The sequence below is a fragment of the Streptomyces sp. NPDC033131 genome (genome assembly GCF_055578365.1).
In genome coordinates this window covers 125,473-143,514 of record NZ_JBVIPA010000018.1, presented here as the reverse complement: position 1 = coordinate 143,514, position 18,042 = coordinate 125,473, and the positions used below count along the sequence as shown (strand labels likewise).

General features: G+C 69.9%; 18 protein-coding genes. 12 read left to right on the top strand and 6 right to left on the bottom strand.

Going from position 1 to position 18,042, the window contains the following annotated elements; translation table 11 throughout:
- The first annotated feature begins 11 nt into the window (after nucleotides 1-11).
- Nucleotides 12-1,004, top strand: a complete 993-nt coding sequence (locus ACZ5XS_RS23625; RefSeq protein WP_468654303.1) for an adenosine deaminase — start codon at nucleotides 12-14, stop codon at nucleotides 1,002-1,004.
- Between the two features lie 196 nt (nucleotides 1,005-1,200).
- On the opposite strand, the gene ACZ5XS_RS23620 is transcribed toward ACZ5XS_RS23625, so the two are convergent.
- Together ACZ5XS_RS23620 and ACZ5XS_RS23615 are read right to left on the bottom strand one after the other, a co-directional pair.
- A complete protein-coding gene (locus ACZ5XS_RS23620; RefSeq protein WP_468654301.1) occupies nucleotides 1,201-2,358 on the bottom strand; it encodes an RNA-guided endonuclease InsQ/TnpB family protein in 1,158 nt (385 codons plus the stop codon).
- Nucleotides 2,359-2,554: 196 nt separating this feature from the next.
- Nucleotides 2,555-3,337: an IclR family transcriptional regulator gene (locus ACZ5XS_RS23615; protein ID WP_468654299.1), complete on the bottom strand. Its 783-nt coding sequence runs from the start codon at nucleotides 3,335-3,337 to the stop codon at nucleotides 2,555-2,557.
- A 99-nt stretch (nucleotides 3,338-3,436) separates the two neighbouring features.
- Here ACZ5XS_RS23615 and ACZ5XS_RS23610 point away from each other — a divergent pair, with 99 nt between their 5' ends.
- The 9 genes from ACZ5XS_RS23610 (at nucleotide 3,437) to ACZ5XS_RS23570 (ending at nucleotide 11,467) form a co-directional block, all read left to right on the top strand.
- On the top strand, nucleotides 3,437-4,384 hold the full coding sequence (locus ACZ5XS_RS23610) for a 5-dehydro-4-deoxyglucarate dehydratase (RefSeq protein ID WP_468654297.1): 948 nt from the start codon (nucleotides 3,437-3,439) through the stop codon (nucleotides 4,382-4,384).
- Complete coding sequence (locus ACZ5XS_RS23605; protein ID WP_468654295.1) at nucleotides 4,381-5,670, top strand: glucarate dehydratase family protein; 1,290 nt, start codon at nucleotides 4,381-4,383, stop codon at nucleotides 5,668-5,670. The genes ACZ5XS_RS23610 and ACZ5XS_RS23605 overlap by 4 nt, the downstream gene beginning before the upstream one ends.
- 139 nt (nucleotides 5,671-5,809) lie before the next feature.
- Complete coding sequence (locus tag ACZ5XS_RS23600) at nucleotides 5,810-6,967, top strand: PfkB family carbohydrate kinase (protein WP_468654293.1); 1,158 nt, start codon at nucleotides 5,810-5,812, stop codon at nucleotides 6,965-6,967.
- 164 nt (nucleotides 6,968-7,131) lie between these two features.
- Entirely contained in the window at nucleotides 7,132-8,190 is a 1,059-nt protein-coding gene (locus tag ACZ5XS_RS23595; protein ID WP_468654291.1) for a PhoH family protein, read from the top strand.
- A 12-nt stretch (nucleotides 8,191-8,202) separates the two neighbouring features.
- Nucleotides 8,203-8,700 (top strand): rRNA maturation RNase YbeY, encoded by a 498-nt coding sequence (gene ybeY / locus ACZ5XS_RS23590; RefSeq protein WP_217239894.1) that lies wholly within the window; start codon nucleotides 8,203-8,205, stop codon nucleotides 8,698-8,700.
- On the top strand, nucleotides 8,697-10,013 hold the full coding sequence (locus ACZ5XS_RS23585) for a hemolysin family protein (protein WP_468654288.1): 1,317 nt from the start codon (nucleotides 8,697-8,699) through the stop codon (nucleotides 10,011-10,013). Before ybeY ends, ACZ5XS_RS23585 begins: the two co-directional genes overlap by 4 nt.
- Nucleotides 10,010-10,369 (top strand): MmcQ/YjbR family DNA-binding protein, encoded by a 360-nt coding sequence (locus tag ACZ5XS_RS23580; RefSeq protein ID WP_468654286.1) that lies wholly within the window; start codon nucleotides 10,010-10,012, stop codon nucleotides 10,367-10,369. Before ACZ5XS_RS23585 ends, ACZ5XS_RS23580 begins: the two co-directional genes overlap by 4 nt.
- A 73-nt stretch (nucleotides 10,370-10,442) precedes the next feature.
- Nucleotides 10,443-10,796 carry a cytidine deaminase gene (locus tag ACZ5XS_RS23575; protein ID WP_468654284.1) on the top strand — a complete coding sequence of 118 codons (354 nt, stop codon included), beginning with the start codon at nucleotides 10,443-10,445 and terminating at the stop codon, nucleotides 10,794-10,796.
- A gap of 194 nt (nucleotides 10,797-10,990) precedes the next feature.
- Entirely contained in the window at nucleotides 10,991-11,467 is a 477-nt protein-coding gene (locus ACZ5XS_RS23570; RefSeq protein ID WP_468654282.1) for a hypothetical protein, read from the top strand.
- Nucleotides 11,468-11,490: 23 nt separating this feature from the next.
- Here ACZ5XS_RS23570 and ACZ5XS_RS23565 read toward each other — a convergent pair whose 3' ends face one another.
- On the bottom strand, nucleotides 11,491-11,829 hold the full coding sequence (locus tag ACZ5XS_RS23565; protein ID WP_468654280.1) for a P-II family nitrogen regulator: 339 nt from the start codon (nucleotides 11,827-11,829) through the stop codon (nucleotides 11,491-11,493).
- Nucleotides 11,830-12,008: 179 nt separating this feature from the next.
- On the opposite strand from ACZ5XS_RS23565, the gene era reads away from it, so the two are divergent.
- Nucleotides 12,009-12,977, top strand: coding sequence for a GTPase Era (era, locus tag ACZ5XS_RS23560; RefSeq protein WP_468654278.1), 969 nt, complete (start codon nucleotides 12,009-12,011; stop codon nucleotides 12,975-12,977).
- Nucleotides 12,978-13,098: 121 nt separating this feature from the next.
- Here era and ACZ5XS_RS23555 read toward each other — a convergent pair whose 3' ends face one another.
- From ACZ5XS_RS23555 to ACZ5XS_RS23545, 3 genes are read right to left on the bottom strand one after another with little or no spacing between them, the layout of a single operon-like run.
- Nucleotides 13,099-14,424: a GH1 family beta-glucosidase gene (locus tag ACZ5XS_RS23555; protein WP_468654276.1), complete on the bottom strand. Its 1,326-nt coding sequence runs from the start codon at nucleotides 14,422-14,424 to the stop codon at nucleotides 13,099-13,101.
- A 58-nt stretch (nucleotides 14,425-14,482) separates the two neighbouring features.
- Nucleotides 14,483-14,749 (bottom strand): protealysin inhibitor emfourin, encoded by a 267-nt coding sequence (locus ACZ5XS_RS23550; RefSeq protein WP_217239886.1) that lies wholly within the window; start codon nucleotides 14,747-14,749, stop codon nucleotides 14,483-14,485.
- 21 nt (nucleotides 14,750-14,770) lie between these two features.
- Nucleotides 14,771-15,844: a M4 family metallopeptidase gene (locus tag ACZ5XS_RS23545; protein ID WP_468654274.1), complete on the bottom strand. Its 1,074-nt coding sequence runs from the start codon at nucleotides 15,842-15,844 to the stop codon at nucleotides 14,771-14,773.
- A 323-nt stretch (nucleotides 15,845-16,167) separates the two neighbouring features.
- Here ACZ5XS_RS23545 and leuA point away from each other — a divergent pair, with 323 nt between their 5' ends.
- A complete protein-coding gene (gene leuA / locus ACZ5XS_RS23540; RefSeq protein WP_468654272.1) occupies nucleotides 16,168-17,889 on the top strand; it encodes a 2-isopropylmalate synthase in 1,722 nt (573 codons plus the stop codon).
- Nucleotides 17,890-18,042: the final 153 nt, after the last annotated feature.

Genomic DNA, 18,042 nt, shown 5'->3' with positions numbered 1-18,042 from the left:
ACCATGCTTCGATGTCCCTCCCCAAAGCTGAACTGCACCTCCATATCGAAGGCACTCTGGAGCCGGAGCTGGCCTTCGAGCTGGCCGCCCGCAACGGCGTCGAGCTGCCGTACGCCGACACGGACGAGCTGCGCAAGGCGTACCGGTTCGAGGATCTGCAGTCCTTCCTGAACCTGTACTACGAGCTCATGGCCGTGCTCCGCACCGAGCAGGACTTCGCGGACCTCGCGAACGCCTATCTGGCCCGCGCCGCCGCACAGGGCGTCCGGCACGCGGAGATCTTCTTCGACCCGCAGGCCCACATCGCGCGGGGCGTCGGCATGGGGACGGTCGTGGAGGGGCTGTGGCGGGCGCTGGGGGACAGCGAGGCCGCACACGGCGTCTCCACCCAGCTGATCATGTGCTTCCTGCGCGACGAGTCCGCCGAGTCGGCGCTTCAGACCCTGGAGGCGGCGAAGCCGTACCTCGGCCGGATCACAGGCATCGGACTCGACTCGGCCGAGGTCGGGCATCCGCCGGCGAAGTTCCGCGAGGTGTACTACTCGGCAGCGGCCTTGGGTCTGAGGCTGGTGGCGCATGCCGGTGAGGAGGGGCCGCCGGAGTACATCACCGAGGCCCTGGACGTGCTCGGCGTCGAGCGGATCGACCACGGACTGCGCTGCATGGAGTCCCCCGACCTGGTCGAACGGCTCGTCCGGGACCGCGTCCCGCTGACCCTCTGCCCCCTCTCCAACGTCCGGCTGCGGACCGTCGACGTCCTCGCCGAGCACCCGCTGCCCGCGATGCTGGAGGCCGGGCTGCTGTGCACGGTCAACTCCGACGACCCGGCCTACTTCGGCGGTTACGCGGGCGACAACTTCGACGCCGTACGCCAGGCGCTGGGCCTGGGCGAGGACCGGCTGCGCGAGCTGGCCCGCAACTCCTTCGTCGCGTCCTTCCTGGAGCACGACGAGGAGCGGCGGGCGCGGTATCTGGCCGAGGTGGAGGCGTACGACTTCCGGTAGGCCAGGGTTTGGGTGCCGCATGTCGTGCTCGTTCGAGCCAACGGAAGGCGGGTAAGCGCCAGCGAGATACCCGGCCGTCACCTTCTCGGCCGTCAACGGTTGAGCTTGTGCAGCTTGGCCGTTCACGCCGAGTCGCGCTCCCGACTGCCCCCTACGACGGGACGGTTACGGGTCGCATCTCCCTGCTCTCACGATGTCACGCGAGAGCAGGGACGGGTGCGGTGACAAGCACCCACGCCGAGCGTGCCCGATTGCGCACGTTGACCCCGGCGACGACGTCGGCTGGCCCAGCGAGGCCACACCGACGGCAGCGAAAGCAATCCAGAGTGGGCCTGTTGGCCTTTTCGGTGTGCCCACAGCGCGGGCAGCGCTGCGAGGTGTAGCTCGCGTCCACCTCCAGAAAAGCAACTCCTGCCCGACGGGCCTTGTAGGAAAGGTGCTGTCCCAGTTGGTGGAACGGCCACGAGGAGAGGGTGCCCCGCTGGTCGCGTCGAAGCCGTACCCGGTCCCGGATCCCGTCCAACTGCTCGACGGCGACTCCCCTTCCGGTGCGTTGCGCGACGGACACGATCTCCTTGCTGATCTTGTGGTTCACATGTGTGGCATGGCGCTGTTCCTTGTGGGCTCGGCGGGCCGGACGGCGGATGGGCGAGCGGGTGTTCTTCCGCTCCAGCTCGGAGCGTTTGTGGGCTTGCCAGCGCCGATACCGGCTCAGACGGCGTCCTTGGTAGTTGACGTTGTCGCTGGTGGTGGCGAGGTTGACGATGCCGCGATCCACCCCGATCCAGTCGCTCGGCTCGGCGATCTCCGGGTCGGGAACCTCACAGGTTGCCAGTAGGTACCATTTGCCCTTCTGCTGAATCAGATCGCTCTCGCCCTTCCGGTGCTCCGAAAGGAGTTTCAACTGCCCCGGCTCGCCGGTGTAGCGCATGCCGCGTAGCCGACCGCCCACAGTCCAGATCGACACCGTGCGGGCATCGGTCTGCCAAGACAGGCACCGGTCGTCGAACGGTTGCGCCGCCTCCGGCCGGAAGCTGATCGGTGAACCGGTGGCCTTGCGGTACCGCTTCGATCCCTTCCCGCCCAGCAATCCCGCCTTTAGCTGCGTGGCCAGTGTCGCGTAGGCGTCCACTACCTTCCTCACCACCCGCACCGCGGGTTGCGCGGAAAGGCCGAAGGTGGCTTTCACGTCCGAGTACACGACCTTCTGAAGCCCATTGCGGTCCCGTGCCCCCGACTCGAACGCGATGACGGAGACGTAATCGGCGGCCCGATTGCAGGCGCGCAACGTCGCCTCCAACGCCTGATTTTGCTCGGGCGTAGGTAGCAGCTTGACGCGCACCATCAATCGCATGACCGTAACCGTAGGGACCTGCTCGCACGTCAGGACCTTGTTCGCACACTCTCACTCGAACAAGTGAATTCCTCACGTATGCGTGCGCGCGCGGGCTGGTTCATATCTCATCGAGTGCGACGCCGGGCCCCGGGCGCATGCGGAAGTAGGAGCCCCAGGCCGTGGTGGTCTGTAGTCCGCAGCGCCGTGCACCGAGTTACCGCCAGTGCGGTGCGCCGCCCGCGCCCGGCGCCGTCGCCTCGATCTTGCCCCTGATCTCCCGCATCACCGCGACGATCCGCTCCTCGTGTGCCGGCGTCAGCCGGGCCACCGGTACCGAGCAGCTGACGGCGTCCTGGGCGGGGGAGTCGTAGCGCAGGGCGAAGCCGAAGCCGGCGATGCCGAGGACGCCCTCCTCGTGGTCGATCGAGTAGCCGCGGGTACGGACCCGTGCCAGGTCCGCCGCCAGCGACTCCCGGCTGGTGTGCGAGTTCGGGGTGAGTGCCTCGTACGGCCCGTCGGGCAGCTCGGCGTCGTCCCGTTCGGCGAGCAGCGCCTTGCCCAGCGCGCCCACGTGGGCCGGCAGCCGGCGTCCCACCCGGCTGATGGTCCGCAGGTACTCGTGCGACTCGCGCGTCGCCAGATACGCCACGCCCCGGCCGTCGAGCCGCCCCATGTGGATCGTCTCGCCCAGCGCCTGGGAGGCCTCGTCGAGATACGGCCGTACGACGCGTACGCGCGGGTCGGAGTCGAGGTAGCTGGTGCCGGTGAGCAGGGCGTGGATGCCGATGCCGTACAGGGAGCCGGTGACGTCCGTGCGGACCCAGCCGCGCGAGATCAGGGTCTGCAGCAGCGCGTACATCGAGCTGCGCGGCACGCCCAGTTCGTCGGCGAGCTCCTGCAGTCGCGCCGGACGGTCGCCCCGCGCGGCGAGCAGTTCCAGCAGCTCGACCGTGCGCGCGGCCGACTTCACCTCGCGGACGCCTCCTGTCTCCGACATGCGTCGATCGTAAGCGCGGGTGCCCGCCCCATTGACGAGAATCGTTCGCGTATCTAATCTCCATCTTCATACGTGGATGGTGTCTACATGGGGAGATGAGTGAGGGTGAATCCTGATACGGACGCCGTGGCGCGGAGGCTGAGGAAGGGCATGGTGAACGGCGTGCTGTCGTTCCCGCTGACCAGCTTCCACGACGACGGCTCCCTCGACCCGGACGGCTTCCGCGCCTACGTCGCGGACCGGATCGCCACCGGCCCCGGCGCCGTCTTCCCCGCCTGCGGCACCGGGGAGTTCTTCTCACTGGACGAGGACGAGTACCGGCAGGTCGTCACCATCACCGTCGAGGAGGCCGGCGGGCGCGTGCCCGTCGTCGCCGGGACCGGCTACGGCTGGGCGCAGGCCGCCCGGTTCGCGCGCATCGCCGAGGAGGCCGGGGCCGACGCGCTCCTCGTCCTGCCGCACTACCTGGTCGCCGCCCCGCAGGACGGACTCGTCGCCCAGCTGGAGCAGATCGCGGCCCGCACCCGGCTGCCGCTCATCGCCTACCAGCGCGGGCAGGTCGCCTTCACGGCCGCCTCCGTGAAGCGCATCGCCGGCATCCCGACCGTCATCGGCCTCAAGGACGGCCACAGCGACCTCGACCGGCTCCAGCGCCTCACCCTCGCCGCCCCCGAGGACTTCCTCTTCTTCAACGGCGCCGCCACCGCCGAGATCCAGGCCCGCGCCTACGCCACCGTCGGCGTCCCCGCCTACTCCTCCGCCGTCCACGCCTTCGCCCCCGAGATCGCGAACGCCTTCTTCACGGCCTTCCAGGGCGGCGACGACGGCACCGTCGACAAGCTGCTGCGCGACTTCTACGTCCCGCTCGTCGAACTCCGCGACCGGGTACCCGGATACGCGGTGTCCCTGGTGAAGGCGGCGGCCCGGCTGCGCGGCCGCCCGGTGGGACCCGTGCGCGCCCCGCTCACCGACCCCTCGGCCGCCGACCTGGCCGAGCTCGAACAGCTGCTGACCACCGGACTCGACCTCGTAGGAGCCGCCCTGTGAACCTCTCCATCGCGGACATACGGCTGACGCCGATCCTGGTCGCCGACCCGCCGCTGCTGAACACGCAGGGCGTGCACCAGCCGTACACACCCCGCCTGATCGTGGAGGTGGTGACGGCCGACGGGATCACCGGCATCGGCGAGACGTACGGCGACACCAAGTACCTCGAACTGGCGCGGCCGTTCGCGCAGAAGCTGGTCGGACGCCCGGTGAGCGACCTGAACGGGCTGTTCGTCCTCGCCGACGAGGTCGCCGTCGACAGCTCCCGGGTCTCCGGTCAGGTCGACGTCGGCGGACTGCGCGGCGTCCAGACCGCCGACAAGCTGCGCCTGTCCGTCGTGTCCGCCTTCGAGGTGGCCTGCCTCGACGCCCTGGGCAAGGCACTCGGCCTGCCCGTGCACGCACTGCTGGGCGGCAAGCTGCGGGACGCGGTGGAGTACAGCGCGTATCTCTTCTACAAGTGGGCGGACCATCCGGAGGGCGTGGCGGCCGAGAAGGACGACTGGGGCGTCGCCGTCGACCCGGCCGGGATCGTCGAGCAGGCCCGGAAGTTCACCGAGCGCTACGGCTTCACCTCCTTCAAGCTCAAGGGCGGTGTCTTCCCGCCGGACGAGGAGGTGGCGGCCGTACGGGCACTGGCCGAGGCGTTCCCCGGACACCCGCTGCGGCTCGACCCCAACGGGGCCTGGAGCGTCGAGACCTCGCTGAAGGTGGCCAAGGAGCTCGGGAACGTCCTCGAGTACCTGGAGGACCCCGCGCTCGGCACGCCGGCCATGGCCGAGGTCGCCGCCGGGACGGACGTTCCCCTCGCCACCAACATGTGCGTGACGACCTTCGCCGAGATCGAGGAGGCCTTCACCCGCGGCGCCGTCCAGGTGGTGCTCTCCGACCACCACTACTGGGGCGGACTGCGCAACACCCAGCAACTCGCCGCGATCTGCCGCACCTTCGGCGTCGGGGTGTCCATGCACTCCAACACCCACCTGGGCATCTCGCTGGCCGCGATGACCCATGTCGCGTCCACCGTCCCGAACCTCCACCACGCCTGCGACTCCCACTACCCCTGGCAGTCGGAGGACGTCCTCACCGAACGCCTGACCTTCGAGGGCGGCAGGGTCACCGTCTCGGACGCGCCCGGCCTGGGCGTCGAACTCGACCGGGACCGGCTCCGGTTCCTCCACCGGCGCTGGCTCGACGACGACGGTGCGCTGCGCGAGCGGGACGACGCGGCGGCGATGCGGGTCGCCGAGCCCGGGTGGGTCACGCCGGCCGTCCCCCGCTGGTAGACGGCGGCCTCAACACAGCCGACGCGACCCGACGCGCCCCGGCGCTGCCCGGCCGACCTGCGGCGACGGTGTGACGACGGCGCTTTGTCAGCGGTGTGGTGCAGACTGGCCTGATCGGCACCACGTCAGGGAGCGCACCGTGATCGCGTCCACCGCGTCCACCGGAAAGGGACCGTCGCACATCGGAGAGGCCGGGCACCCTCGGGTCCAGGTCGACCCGCTCGCCGCCCTGCGCACACCGGGCGAGCCGCCCTGGGACGTGTACCTCACGGGCACCGTCTTCCTCGACATCATCTTCACCGGGCTCGACTCCGCCCCGGTGCGCGGGACCGAGTCCTGGGCGCGCGGGATGGGGTCCAGCCCGGGCGGCGTGGCGAACATGGCGACCGCGCTGGCGCGCCTCGGCCTGCGGACCTCCCTCGCGGCCGCGTTCGGCGACGACCACTACGGCGAGTACTGCTGGGACGCGCTGGAGACGGGCGAGGGCATCGACCTCACGCCCTCCCGCACGGTCCCCGGCTGGCACTCGCCGGTCACGGTCTCCATGGCGTACGAGGGGGAGCGCACGATGATCTCCCACGGCCACGAGCCGCCCCCCGACGCCGACCTCATCGGGGACGGCGCGCCCGAGTGCCCGCCACGCGCGCGTGCCGCCATCGCCTCGCTCACGCCCGGCAGACGGGCGCCCTGGATCGCCCAGGCCGCGCGCAAGGGAGCCCGGATCTTCGGTGACGTCGGGTGGGACGACACGGGGGCCTGGGACCTGGCGGGCCTGCCCGACCTGGAGCACTGCGAGGCGTTCCTGCCGAACGCGCAGGAGGCGATGCGGTACACGGGCGCGGCGTGTCCGCGTGCGGCCGCGCACGCCCTGACCGACCACGTCCCGGTGGCCGTCGTCACCCTCGGTGCGGACGGGGCGTACGCGGTGGACCGCCGGACGGGCGAGACGGCGGAGGTGCCGGCGATCGCCGTGGAGGCGCTGGATCCGACCGGGGCGGGGGACGTGTTCGTGGCGGGCTTCGTCACCGGCACCCTGGCGGGGTGGCCGCTGGCCGACCGGCTGGCGTTCGGCGGGCTGACGGCCGCGTTGTCCGTGCAGGAGTTCGGCGGGTCGCTGTCGGCGCCCGGGTGGTCCGAGATCGGGGCCTGGTGGCGGAAGGTGCAGTCGGTGGACGGCCAGGACCCGGCCGCGCTGCGGCGGTACGGATTCCTGGCGGGGCTGGTACCCGGGGAGGCGGCCCGGCCGTGGCCGTTGCGGCGGGCGGTGCCGACGATCGGGTTCGGGCGGTCGGCGTGAGCCGCCCGGCGCCGCGGTGACCGTCCCCCGGGGACCCGCCTCGTGAACGGCCGGCGAAAAGCCCTACGGCGTTGTCAGTGCACCGTCGTACCCTTGGTACCGCGAGGCCGCTCTCAGCTACGCGGCCCTGATGAGGAGGAACCGCAGGCCTACAGCGCCGGCCCATGACTCAGACACCCACAGCTCACACACCCGCGCAGGGGCAGGCGAGAGCACAGTTCACCGTCCCCGCCCAGCACCCCATGGTGACCGTGCTGGGTTCCGGCGACTCCCTACTGCGCGTGATCGAGAAGGCGTTCCCGGCGGCCGACATCCACGTCCGCGGAAACGAGATCAGCGCGGTCGGCGACGCCGCCGAAGTCGCACTCATCCAGCGCATGTTCGACGAGATGATGCTGGTGCTCCGCACCGGACAGCCGATGACGGAGGACGCAGTGGAACGCTCGATCGCCATGCTGAGAGCAACAGAGAGCGGCGAGAACGACGGCGAGGAGACCCCCGCCGAAGTGCTCACGCAGAACATCCTCTCCTCGCGCGGCCGCACCATCCGCCCCAAGACCCTCAACCAGAAGCGGTACGTCGACGCGATCGACAAGCACACGGTCGTGTTCGGCATCGGCCCCGCCGGCACCGGCAAGACCTACCTCGCCATGGCCAAGGCGGTGCAGGCTCTGCAGGCCAAGCAGGTCAACCGCATCATTCTGACCCGCCCGGCGGTGGAGGCGGGAGAGCGTCTGGGATTCCTCCCGGGCACCCTCTACGAGAAGATCGACCCGTACCTGCGCCCGCTGTACGACGCGCTGCACGACATGCTGGACCCCGACTCGATCCCGCGGCTGATGGCGGCGGGGACGATCGAGGTCGCGCCACTGGCGTACATGCGTGGTCGCACGCTCAACGACGCCTTCATCATTCTCGACGAGGCCCAGAACACGAGCCCCGAACAGATGAAGATGTTCCTCACCCGTCTCGGCTTCGAATCGAAGATCGTGATCACGGGTGACGTGACCCAGGTGGACCTGCCGAGCGGCACGAAGTCCGGGCTGCGGCAGGTGCAGGAGATCCTGGAGGGCCTGGACGACGTCCACTTCTCCCGGCTCACGTCCCACGATGTCGTACGGCACAAGCTGGTCGGCCGTATCGTCGACGCGTACGAGAAGTACGACAGCGAGAACGGTACGGAGAACGGCACCCACAAGGGCGCCCGTGACAAGCGGAAGTAGACCAGCACGACCATGTCGATCGACGTGAACAACGAGTCCGGAACCGAGGTCGACGAGCAGGCGATCCTCGACATCGCCCGCTACGCGCTCGCGCGGATGCGCATCCACCCGCTCTCCGAGCTCTCGGTGATCGTCGTGGACGCCCCCGCCATGGAGCAGCTGCACATCCAGTGGATGGACCTGCCGGGCCCGACCGATGTCATGTCGTTCCCCATGGACGAGCTGCGTCCGCCGTCGAAGGACGACGAGGAGCCTCCGCAGGGGCTGCTCGGCGACATCGTGCTGTGCCCCGAGGTCGCCGAGCAGCAGGGCAAGGACGCGGACACGCAGCACTCCATGGACGAGGAGCTTCAGCTCCTCACCGTCCATGGAGTGCTGCACCTTCTCGGGTACGACCACGAGGAGCCCGACGAGAAGGCCGAGATGTTCGGGCTGCAGGCCGCCATCGTGGACGGCTGGCGTGCGGAGAAGGGCCTGACCGGTCCGTCGCCGGCCCCGACCGTCTCATGAGCCCCACCCTCGTCTCCGGTGCGATCGCCCTGGTCGTCGTCGCCTGGCTCGCCGCCTGCGCGGAGGCGGGCCTCGCGCGGGTCTCCAGCTTCCGGGCCGAGGAGGCCGTACGGACCGGCCGCCGCGGCAGCGAGAAGCTGGCCCAGATCGCCGCCGACCCGACCCGCTATCTGAACGTGGCGCTGCTGGTGCGCGTGGCCTGCGAGATGGCGGCCGCCGCCCTCATCACCTACGCCTGCCTGCAGGAGTTCGCCGGAACCACCGAGGCGCTTCTCGTCGCGATCGGGGTGATGGTCCTGGTGTCGTACGTGGCCGTCGGGGTCTCCCCGCGCACCATCGGCCGCCAGCACCCGCTCAACACGGCGACGGCGGCGGCGTACATCCTGCTTCCGCTCGCGCGGATCATGGGACCCATCCCGTCCCTGCTGATCCTCATCGGCAATGCCCTCACTCCCGGCAAGGGCTTCCGCCGTGGCCCCTTCGCCTCCGAGGCGGAGCTGCGGGCGCTGGTCGACCTCGCCGAGAAGGAGTCGCTGATCGAGGACGAGGAGCGCCGCATGGTGCACTCCGTCTTCGAGCTGGGCGACACGCTCGTCCGGGAGGTCATGGTCCCGAGGACCGACCTCGTCGTGATCGAGCGCTACAAGACGATCCGGCAGGCGCTGACGCTGGCGCTCAGGTCCGGGTTCTCGCGCATCCCCGTCACCGGGGAGAGCGAGGACGACGTCGTCGGGATCGTGTATCTGAAGGACCTGGTCCGCAAGACGCACATCAGCCGGGACGCGGAGAGCGAGCTGGTGTCGACGGCGATGCGGCCGGCCGCCTTCGTGCCCGACACCAAGAACGCCGGTGACCTGCTGCGGGAGATGCAGCAGGACCGCAACCACGTGGCCGTGGTCATCGACGAGTACGGCGGCACGGCCGGAATCGTCACCATCGAGGACATCCTCGAGGAGATCGTCGGCGAGATCACCGACGAGTACGACCGCGAACTCCCGCCGGTGGAGGAACTGGGCGACGACCGCCACCGTGTCACCGCCCGCCTCGACATCACCGACCTCGGCGAGCTGTACGGCCTGGAGGAGTACGACGACGAGGACGTGGAGACCGTCGGCGGGCTGCTGGCGAAGGCGCTGGGCCGGGTGCCGATCGCCGGGGCGTCGGCCGTCGTCAAGCTTCCCGATGGGCGTGAGCTGCGGCTGACGGCGGAGGCCGCCGCGGGCCGCCGGAACAAGATCGTGACGGTGCTGGTGGAGCCGGTGGTCCCGGTGGACCCGGTCACGGTCCCCGACGAGGAGACGAAGGCGGAGTGACCCCGCAGGAGCTGCGCGCGTTCTGCCTCTCCTTCAACGCGGCCGTCGAGGACTTCCCGTTCAACCCGGAGACGTCCGTCTTCAAGGTGCGGGGCAAGCTGTTCGCCCTGACGAACCTCGACGCGCGGCCTCTGAAGGTGAACCTCAAGTGCGACCCGGACGACGCGGTGCGGCTCCGTGAGAAGCACCCCGGGCTCGTCGTCCCGGGCTACCACATGAACAAGCGGCACTGGAACACGGTCACGGTCGACGGCGACCTTCCGGACCGGCTGGTCCGAGAGCTCGTCGAGGACTCGTACGACCTGGTGGTGGCCGGTCTGCCGCGCGCCGACCGGCTCCGCCTCGACCGCCCCTGAGCCGCCCCGGCGGACCCGGAAGGTGGCGGGGGCGAGTGGGCTCCCCCGCCGTGCGGCTCCGTATGCTCACCTCATGACCGACAGCAGCGCGCTCGACCCCGAGGACCGCAAGATCGTCACCCTGGCCCGTTCGGCGCGGGCCCGCAACGGTGTGCCCGAGGGGGCGGCCGTACGCGACGAGACCGGGCGGACGTATGTCGCCGGGACCGTCGACCTCGACTCGCTGAAGCTGAGCGCCCTGCGGACGGCGGTGGCGATGGCGGTGGCCTCGGGTGCCAAGTCCCTGGAGGCGGCCGCGGTGGTGACGGACGCGGAGTCCGCGGCGCCGGAGGACCGGGCGGCCGTCCGGGACCTGGGCGGGCCCGAGACGCCGGTGCTGGTGGCAGGGCCGGACGGGGCCGTGCGGGTGACGGTTTCCGCGGGCTGATCAGGCCATCCGGCCCCAGGGCGGGCGCGGACACCGCCCGAGGGCCGGGCGGGCGGTGACCGGCCGAATATCGCCCTTGTCGTCGTCCGCCTCATGCGCATCAATGGGACCCAGCAGTTCTGACGGACCGTCAGCATTTCTCCCGTCCATCCCCACATGGCACTTCCCCACTCGGGAAGGGAGTCGGAGATCCCATGAGAGGCAAGCGAGCAGGAACAGGTGTGACAGTCGCGGTCGGAGCCCTCGCGCTCACCGGACTCGCACTCGCACCCACGGCCGTGGCCGTCACCCCGGACACCGCCACCATCACCGCCGACTGCGGAACCTTCGGCAGCGGTGAGGCCACCCTGACGGCGACGCAGGACGGCACCGCCGCCACCGTCACCGTCGACTCCGCCGCGATCACCGCGCCGATCGCCCTGGCGCAGGACTCGATCAGCTCCACCCTCACCCTGGTGGACGCCGCCGGCGGCACCACCGCCTTCACCGGCACGAAGAACGCGGCCATGGCGGCCGGCGACCCCGTCAACGTCGGCCCGCTCACCGGCACCGTGGCCTCCGGCGACACCCTGGAGGCCTTCGGCGGTTCGCTGCAGATGACCGTTTTCGGGATCACCATCACCTGCACGGCGACCGGGCCGCAGTCGCCGGGCCCGTTCGTGTTCGACTGAGCCGCGTGAACGCGGCCCCGTGCCTACAGCGCGTCGGGGCCGCGTTCGCCCGTCCGCACCCGGACGACGGTCTCCACCGGCAGCGCCCACACCTTGCCGTCCCCGATCTTCCCCGTCTGCGCGGCCTTGACGATCGCGTCGATCACGACGTCGCATTCCGCGTCCTCGACGACGACCTCGATCCGCACCTTGGGGACCAGGTCGATCTGGTACTCGGCGCCGCGGTACACCTCGGTGTGGCCGCGCTGACGGCCGTAGCCGCTGGCCTCGGTCACGGTCAGACCGTGCACGCCGGTTTCCTGCAGGGCGTTCTTGACCTCGTCGAGGCGGTACGGCTTGATGATCGCGGTGATGAGCTTCATGCCTGAGGCTTGACCTTCTGCGCGGAGGAGACGGACGCGGTGACCGGGCCGCCGTGGCCCAGGACGCCGTGATCGTATGCCGTCCAGGCGTGCGCCGTAAGGTCCGGACCGGTCCAGCCGCTGCTTGTACGGACGGTTGTGCGGGTGGTTGTACGACGGGGCTCCGTGGATCAGGGAGAATGGGGCCCATGAGCGTTCGCAGCCAGTCATCCGAGCCGTCGGAATCGTCGGAGGCCGCCCACCGGGCGGGCTTCGCCTGTTTCGTGGGCCGCCCCAACGCGGGCAAGTCCACCCTCACGAATGCTCTGGTCGGCACGAAGGTGGCCATCACCGCGAACCAGCCGCAGACGACGCGGCACACGGTTCGAGGGATCGTGCACCGGCCCGACGCTCAGCTGATCCTGGTGGACACCCCCGGGCTGCACAAGCCGCGCACCCTGCTGGGCGAGCGCCTCAACGACATCGTCCGTACGACGTGGGCCGAGGTCGACGTGATCGGCTTCTGTCTGCCCGCGAACGAGAAGCTCGGCCCCGGTGACCGCTTCATCGCGAAGGAACTGGCGTCCATCAAGAAGACGCCGAAGATCGCGATCGTCACGAAGACGGACCTCGTCGACTCCAAGACACTCGCCGAGCAGCTCATCGCGATCGACCAGCTCGGCAAGGAGCTGGGGTTCGAGTGGGCGGAGATCGTGCCGGTGTCGGCGGTCGCCGACACGCAGGTGAGCCTGCTGGCCGACCTGCTCGTCCCGCTCCTGCCGGAGGGCCCCGCCCTCTACCCCGAGGGCGACCTCACCGACGAGCCCGAGCAGGTCATGATCGCGGAGCTGATCCGGGAGGCCGCGCTGGAGGGTGTGCGTGACGAGCTGCCGCACTCCATCGCGGTCGTGGTGGAGGAGATGCTGCCGCGCGAGGACCGGCCCGCGGACAAGCCGCTCCTGGACATCCACGCGTTCGTCTACATCGAGCGGCCCAGCCAGAAGGGCATCATCATCGGGCCCAAGGGCAAGCGGCTCAAGGATGTCGGCATCAAGTCCCGCAAGCAGATCGAGGCGCTGCTCGGTACGCCGGTGTACCTCGACCTGCATGTGAAGGTGGCGAAGGACTGGCAGCGGGACCCCCGCCAGCTGCGCAAGCTCGGCTTCTGACGGAGGCGGGTCCCCAGGGGGCGCCGTCCGGGTGACCGTCCCTGGGGGCTCCGCCCCCAGACCCCCCGGCCTGTGCCCACCCACCACCCGACTCGGTGGGTCGAAACGCACCCAAGTGGCGTCAGCCGGGGGGCGTCAGCAGGTTCTGGTACCAGGTGTACGACGCCTTCGGGGTGCGTGCCAGCGTGTCGTAGTCCACGTGCACCAGGCCGAACCGCCGTGCGTAGCCCTCGGCCCACTCGAAGTTGTCGAGGAGGGACCAGACGAAGTAGCCGCGGACGTCCACGCCCGCCTCCGCCGCCCGGTGGAGGGCGCGGATGTGGGCGTCCAGGTAGGTGATGCGGGCCTGGTCGTCGATGCCGTCGTACGAGCAGCCGTTCTCGGTGATGACGATCGGGGGGAGGCGGTCGGCGTAGCGGGTGCGGAAGGTGGTGAGGAGGTCCGTCAGGGCCTCGGGGACCACCGGCCAGCCGAAGTCCGTCGTCGGGACGCCCTCGATCTCGCGGACCGAGAAGGGGAGTTCGGCGGGGATCGTCAGTCCGCCGAACTCGATGTCCTCGCCCTGCGGGGCGCCCACGCGGGTCGGGGCGTAGTAGTTGATGCCGTACCAGTCCAGCGGCTCCCCGATGACCTTCAGGTCCGCCGCCACGTCCCCCGGCATCAACTCGCCCAGTCCGTCCGGGTATTCGCCCAGCAGGACCGGGTCCGCGAACAGGCGGTTGAGGAGGAGGTCGTAGAAGCCGGCCGCTTCCACGTCCGCGGGCTCCTGCGACGCCGGCCATGTCGGGCCGTGCGAGTTGGCGATGCCGATGTCCGTGGCGCCGGACGCGCGCAGGGCCCGTACGGCGAGGCCGTGACCGAGGAGCTGGTGGTGGGCGGCCGGGAGCGCGTCGAACATCAGCTGCTTGCCCGGCGCGTGCGCACCCAGTGCGTGGCCGAACAGCGTGTGTTCGGCGGGCTCGTTGATCGTGATCCACTTCTGCACGCGGTCGCCGAGACGGCCGGCCACGAGCGACACGTACTCCGCGAAGTGCGACGCGGTGTCCCGGTCCAGCCAGCCGCCCGCCTCCTGGAGGGCCACCGGCAGATCCCAGTGGAAGAGGGTCGGGACCGGACGTATCCCCGCCGCGCACAGCTCGTCGACCAGGCGGTCGTAGAAGTCCAGGCCACCCTCGGCCCGCACCCGCGGCCAGGAGACCGAGAAGCGGTACGCGTCCACACCCAGGCCGGCCAGCAGGGCCACGTCCTCGCGGTAGCGGTGGTAGTGGTCGCAGGCCACCGCCGCCGTGGAGCCGTCCTTCACCCGCCCGGGCTCGGCCGCGAAGGCGTCCCAGACGGACGGCTCGCGCAGGTCGGCCGCTCCCTCGATCTGGTGGGCCGAGGTCGAGACACCCCACAGGAAGCCGTCGGGGAACGCAGGAAGCCGGGGTATCGGGTTCGTCGCCATGCGCCGGATCATCCGTACTGGCGGGTACGGAAGTCAACGGACAGGCGTGAACAACGAGTTACGCGCCTTCCTTGAGGACCCGCGAGATCAGCGTCCGCTGCTCCTCCGTCAGCCGGGGATCGGACGCGTACACCGTCCTCCCGTCCACGGTGATCTGGTAGCTGAAGCCGTCCGGCACCCCGATGGGCGGTGTGCCCCGGCCGGCGGCCAGTGCCTTCTCGGCCAGGGCGTGCCATTCGTGGGCATCGGCCCGGCCCGAGGTGTCCACCTCGGCGTACCGCTCGATGCCCGCGAACCCGCCCGTGCGCCTCACCTGAATACGCATGGGTCCCTGTCTAGTACGGAGTCAGAGAATGCGCACCCCGACCTGCTCCCAGGCCTTCTCCACGGCCTGGAGTTCCTCGCCGCCGTCGCCGAAGCGCTCGCGTGCCGCCTTGACGGTCAGTTTGGCGAAGTCGCCGAAGAAGGCGCGCTCGGTCAGCTCGCCGCCGGACAGGGCGTCGTACCAGATCTGTCCCGCCTTCTCCCAGGCGTGGCCGCCGAGGGCGGTGGCGGCCAGGTAGAAGGCGTGGTTGGGGATGCCGGAGTTGATGTGGACGCCGCCGTTGTCGCGGCCGGTGCGGACGTAGTCGTCCATGGTCGCGGGCTGCGGGTCCTTGCCGAGGACGTCGTCGTCGTAGGCGCTGCCCGGTTCCTTCATGGAGCGCAGGGCCTTTCCGGTGACGCTCGGGGCGAGCAGGCCCGCGCCGATCAGCCAGTCGGCCTCGGCGGCGGTCTGGCCGAGCGTGTACTGCTTGATGAGCGAGCCGAAGACGTCGGACATCGACTCGTTGAGGGCGCCCGGCTGGCCGAAGTAGGTGAGGTTCGCGGTGTACTGCGTGACGCCGTGGGCCAGCTCGTGGCCGATGACGTCGATCGGGATGGTGAAGTCGAGGAAGATCTCGCCGTCGCCGTCGCCGAACACCATCTGTTCGCCGTTCCAGAAGGCGTTGCCGTACTTCTCGTCGTAGTGGACGGTGGCGTCCAGGGGCAGGCCGTCGCCGTCGATCGAGTGGCGGCCGTAGGCCTTCAGGAAGAGGTCGAAGGTGGCGCCGAGGCCGGAGTAGGCGCGGTTGACCGTGGCGTCCTGGCCGGGGTCCTGGCCCTCCTCACGCACCTTGGTGCCGGGCAGGACGGTCTGCCGGCCGGCGTCGTAGACGGTGCGCAGAGGCCGCTGCGACGGTGCCTTCGCCGTCGGAGCGGCGGCGGCCAGGCCGTACTCGGTGGTCACCCGGCGGCGGCCGCGTTCCTGGGCGTCGCGCATCAGGGTGCGGCGGGCGGGCCCGGACAGGGCGGGGTCCTCGTTGCGGGCGAGCTTGTCGAGGACGTGGGGTGGGACGATCGTGCAGAAGACGGGCTCGAAGCCCCCGTGGGTGGTCATGCCCGGCACCCTTGCACTGCGTCATGCCGCTGTCACTAGAGGCAACCATGATTGGTGAAATGTAGGGATAAGGAGTCTCACTCTCCGTAGCGAAGTGGTATAGCGCACTTTTTGTCCCATTGATCCCTGGGGTCCCGCATACTGATACGGGCCCACGTGACCGGCGTGGCTCGGCTAGGCTGCGGAGCATCATGCGATTCGGGCTGCTCCTCCTTAGCTGCCGCGGCGAGGGCCTGTAACCGAGGCCGACCCCCTCCCCGCGGAGTTCTGGCGTTGCGCCGTCGGCCGTCCTTCCGGACCCGCCCTCGAGGAGCCCCCGCATCATGGCCAACCGCCAGCAGCCCAGTTCCATGCCGATCCACAAGTACGGCCAGTACGACCAGGTCGACATCCCGGACCGCACCTGGCCGGACAACCGGATCACCGCCGCCCCCCGCTGGCTCTCCACCGACCTGCGCGACGGCAACCAGGCCCTGATCGACCCGATGTCGCCCGAGCGCAAGCGCCGGATGTTCGACCAGCTGGTCAAGATGGGCTACAAGGAGATCGAGGTCGGCTTCCCGGCCTCCGGCCAGACCGACTTCGACTTCGTGCGCTCCATCGTCGAGGAGCCCGGCGCCATCCCCGACGACGTCACCATCTCGGTACTGACCCAGGCCCGCGAGGACCTGATCGAGCGGACCGTGGAGTCGCTGAAGGGTGCCAAGCGCGCCACCGTGCACCTGTACAACGCGACCGCGCCGGTCTTCCGCCGGGTGGTCTTCCGCGGCTCCAAGGACGACATCAAGCAGATCGCCGTCGACGGCACCCGCCTGGTGATGGAGTACGCCGAGAAACTGCTGGGCCCCGAGACCGAGTTCGGCTACCAGTACAGCCCGGAGATCTTCACCGACACCGAGCTGGACTTCGCGCTGGAGGTCTGCGAGGCGGTGATGGACGTCTACCAGCCCGGTCCGGGCCGCGAGATCATCCTCAACCTGCCCGCCACCGTGGAGCGTTCGACGCCGTCCACGCACGCGGACCGCTTCGAGTGGATGAGCCGCAACATCTCCCGCCGCGAGCACGTCGTCATCTCCGTCCACCCGCACAACGACCGCGGAACCGCCGTCGCCGCCGCCGAGCTGGCGCTGATGGCCGGCGCCGACCGCGTCGAGGGCTGCCTGTTCGGTCAGGGCGAGCGCACCGGCAACGTCGACCTGGTCACCCTGGGCATGAACCTCTTCTCCCAGGGCGTCGACCCGCAGATCGACTTCTCCGACATCGACGAGATCCGTCGTACGTGGGAGTACTGCAACCAGATGGAGGTCCACCCGCGCCACCCGTACGTGGGCGACCTGGTCTACACGTCCTTCTCCGGCTCCCACCAGGACGCCATCAAGAAGGGCTTCGACGCGATGGAGGCCGACGCGGCCGCCAAGGGCGTCACCGTCGACGACATCGAGTGGGCCGTGCCGTACCTGCCGATCGACCCGAAGGACGTCGGCCGCTCCTACGAGGCGGTCATCCGGGTCAACTCGCAGTCCGGCAAGGGCGGGATCGCGTACGTCCTGAAGAACGACCACAAGCTGGACCTGCCGCGCCGGATGCAGATCGAGTTCTCCAAGCTCATCCAGGCCAAGACGGACGCCGAGGGCGGCGAGGTCACCGGCAGCGCCATCTGGTCGACCTTCCAGGACGAGTACCTGCCCAACCCCGACAACCCGTGGGGCCGGATTCAGGTCAAGAACGGCCAGTCGACGACCGACACCGACGGCGTGGACACCCTGCGCGTCGAGGCGACGGTCGACGGCGTCGACACGGTCCTGACCGGTACCGGCAACGGCCCGATCTCGGCCTTCTTCGACGCCCTGCAGTCCGTCGGCATCGACGCCCGGCTGCTCGACTACCAGGAGCACACGATGAGCGAGGGCGCGTCCGCGCAGGCCGCCTCCTACATCGAGTGCGCGATCGACGACAAGGTTCTGTGGGGCATCGGCATCGATGCGAACACGACACGCGCCTCGCTGAAGGCGGTCGTGTCGGCCGTCAACCGCGCGGCTCGCTGACCAGCCTCACCGGCGGTTTGGGGCCCCGTTCGCCATTTTGTCCGGCGGGCGGGGTCCCGTCCTGTCCCGTCGTATACAGGCCAATCCGTGTGCAGGTCACGGGAAGGTCTCGTCACGGGTACTGACGCCAGGTCGCGGATGTGGCTAACATCA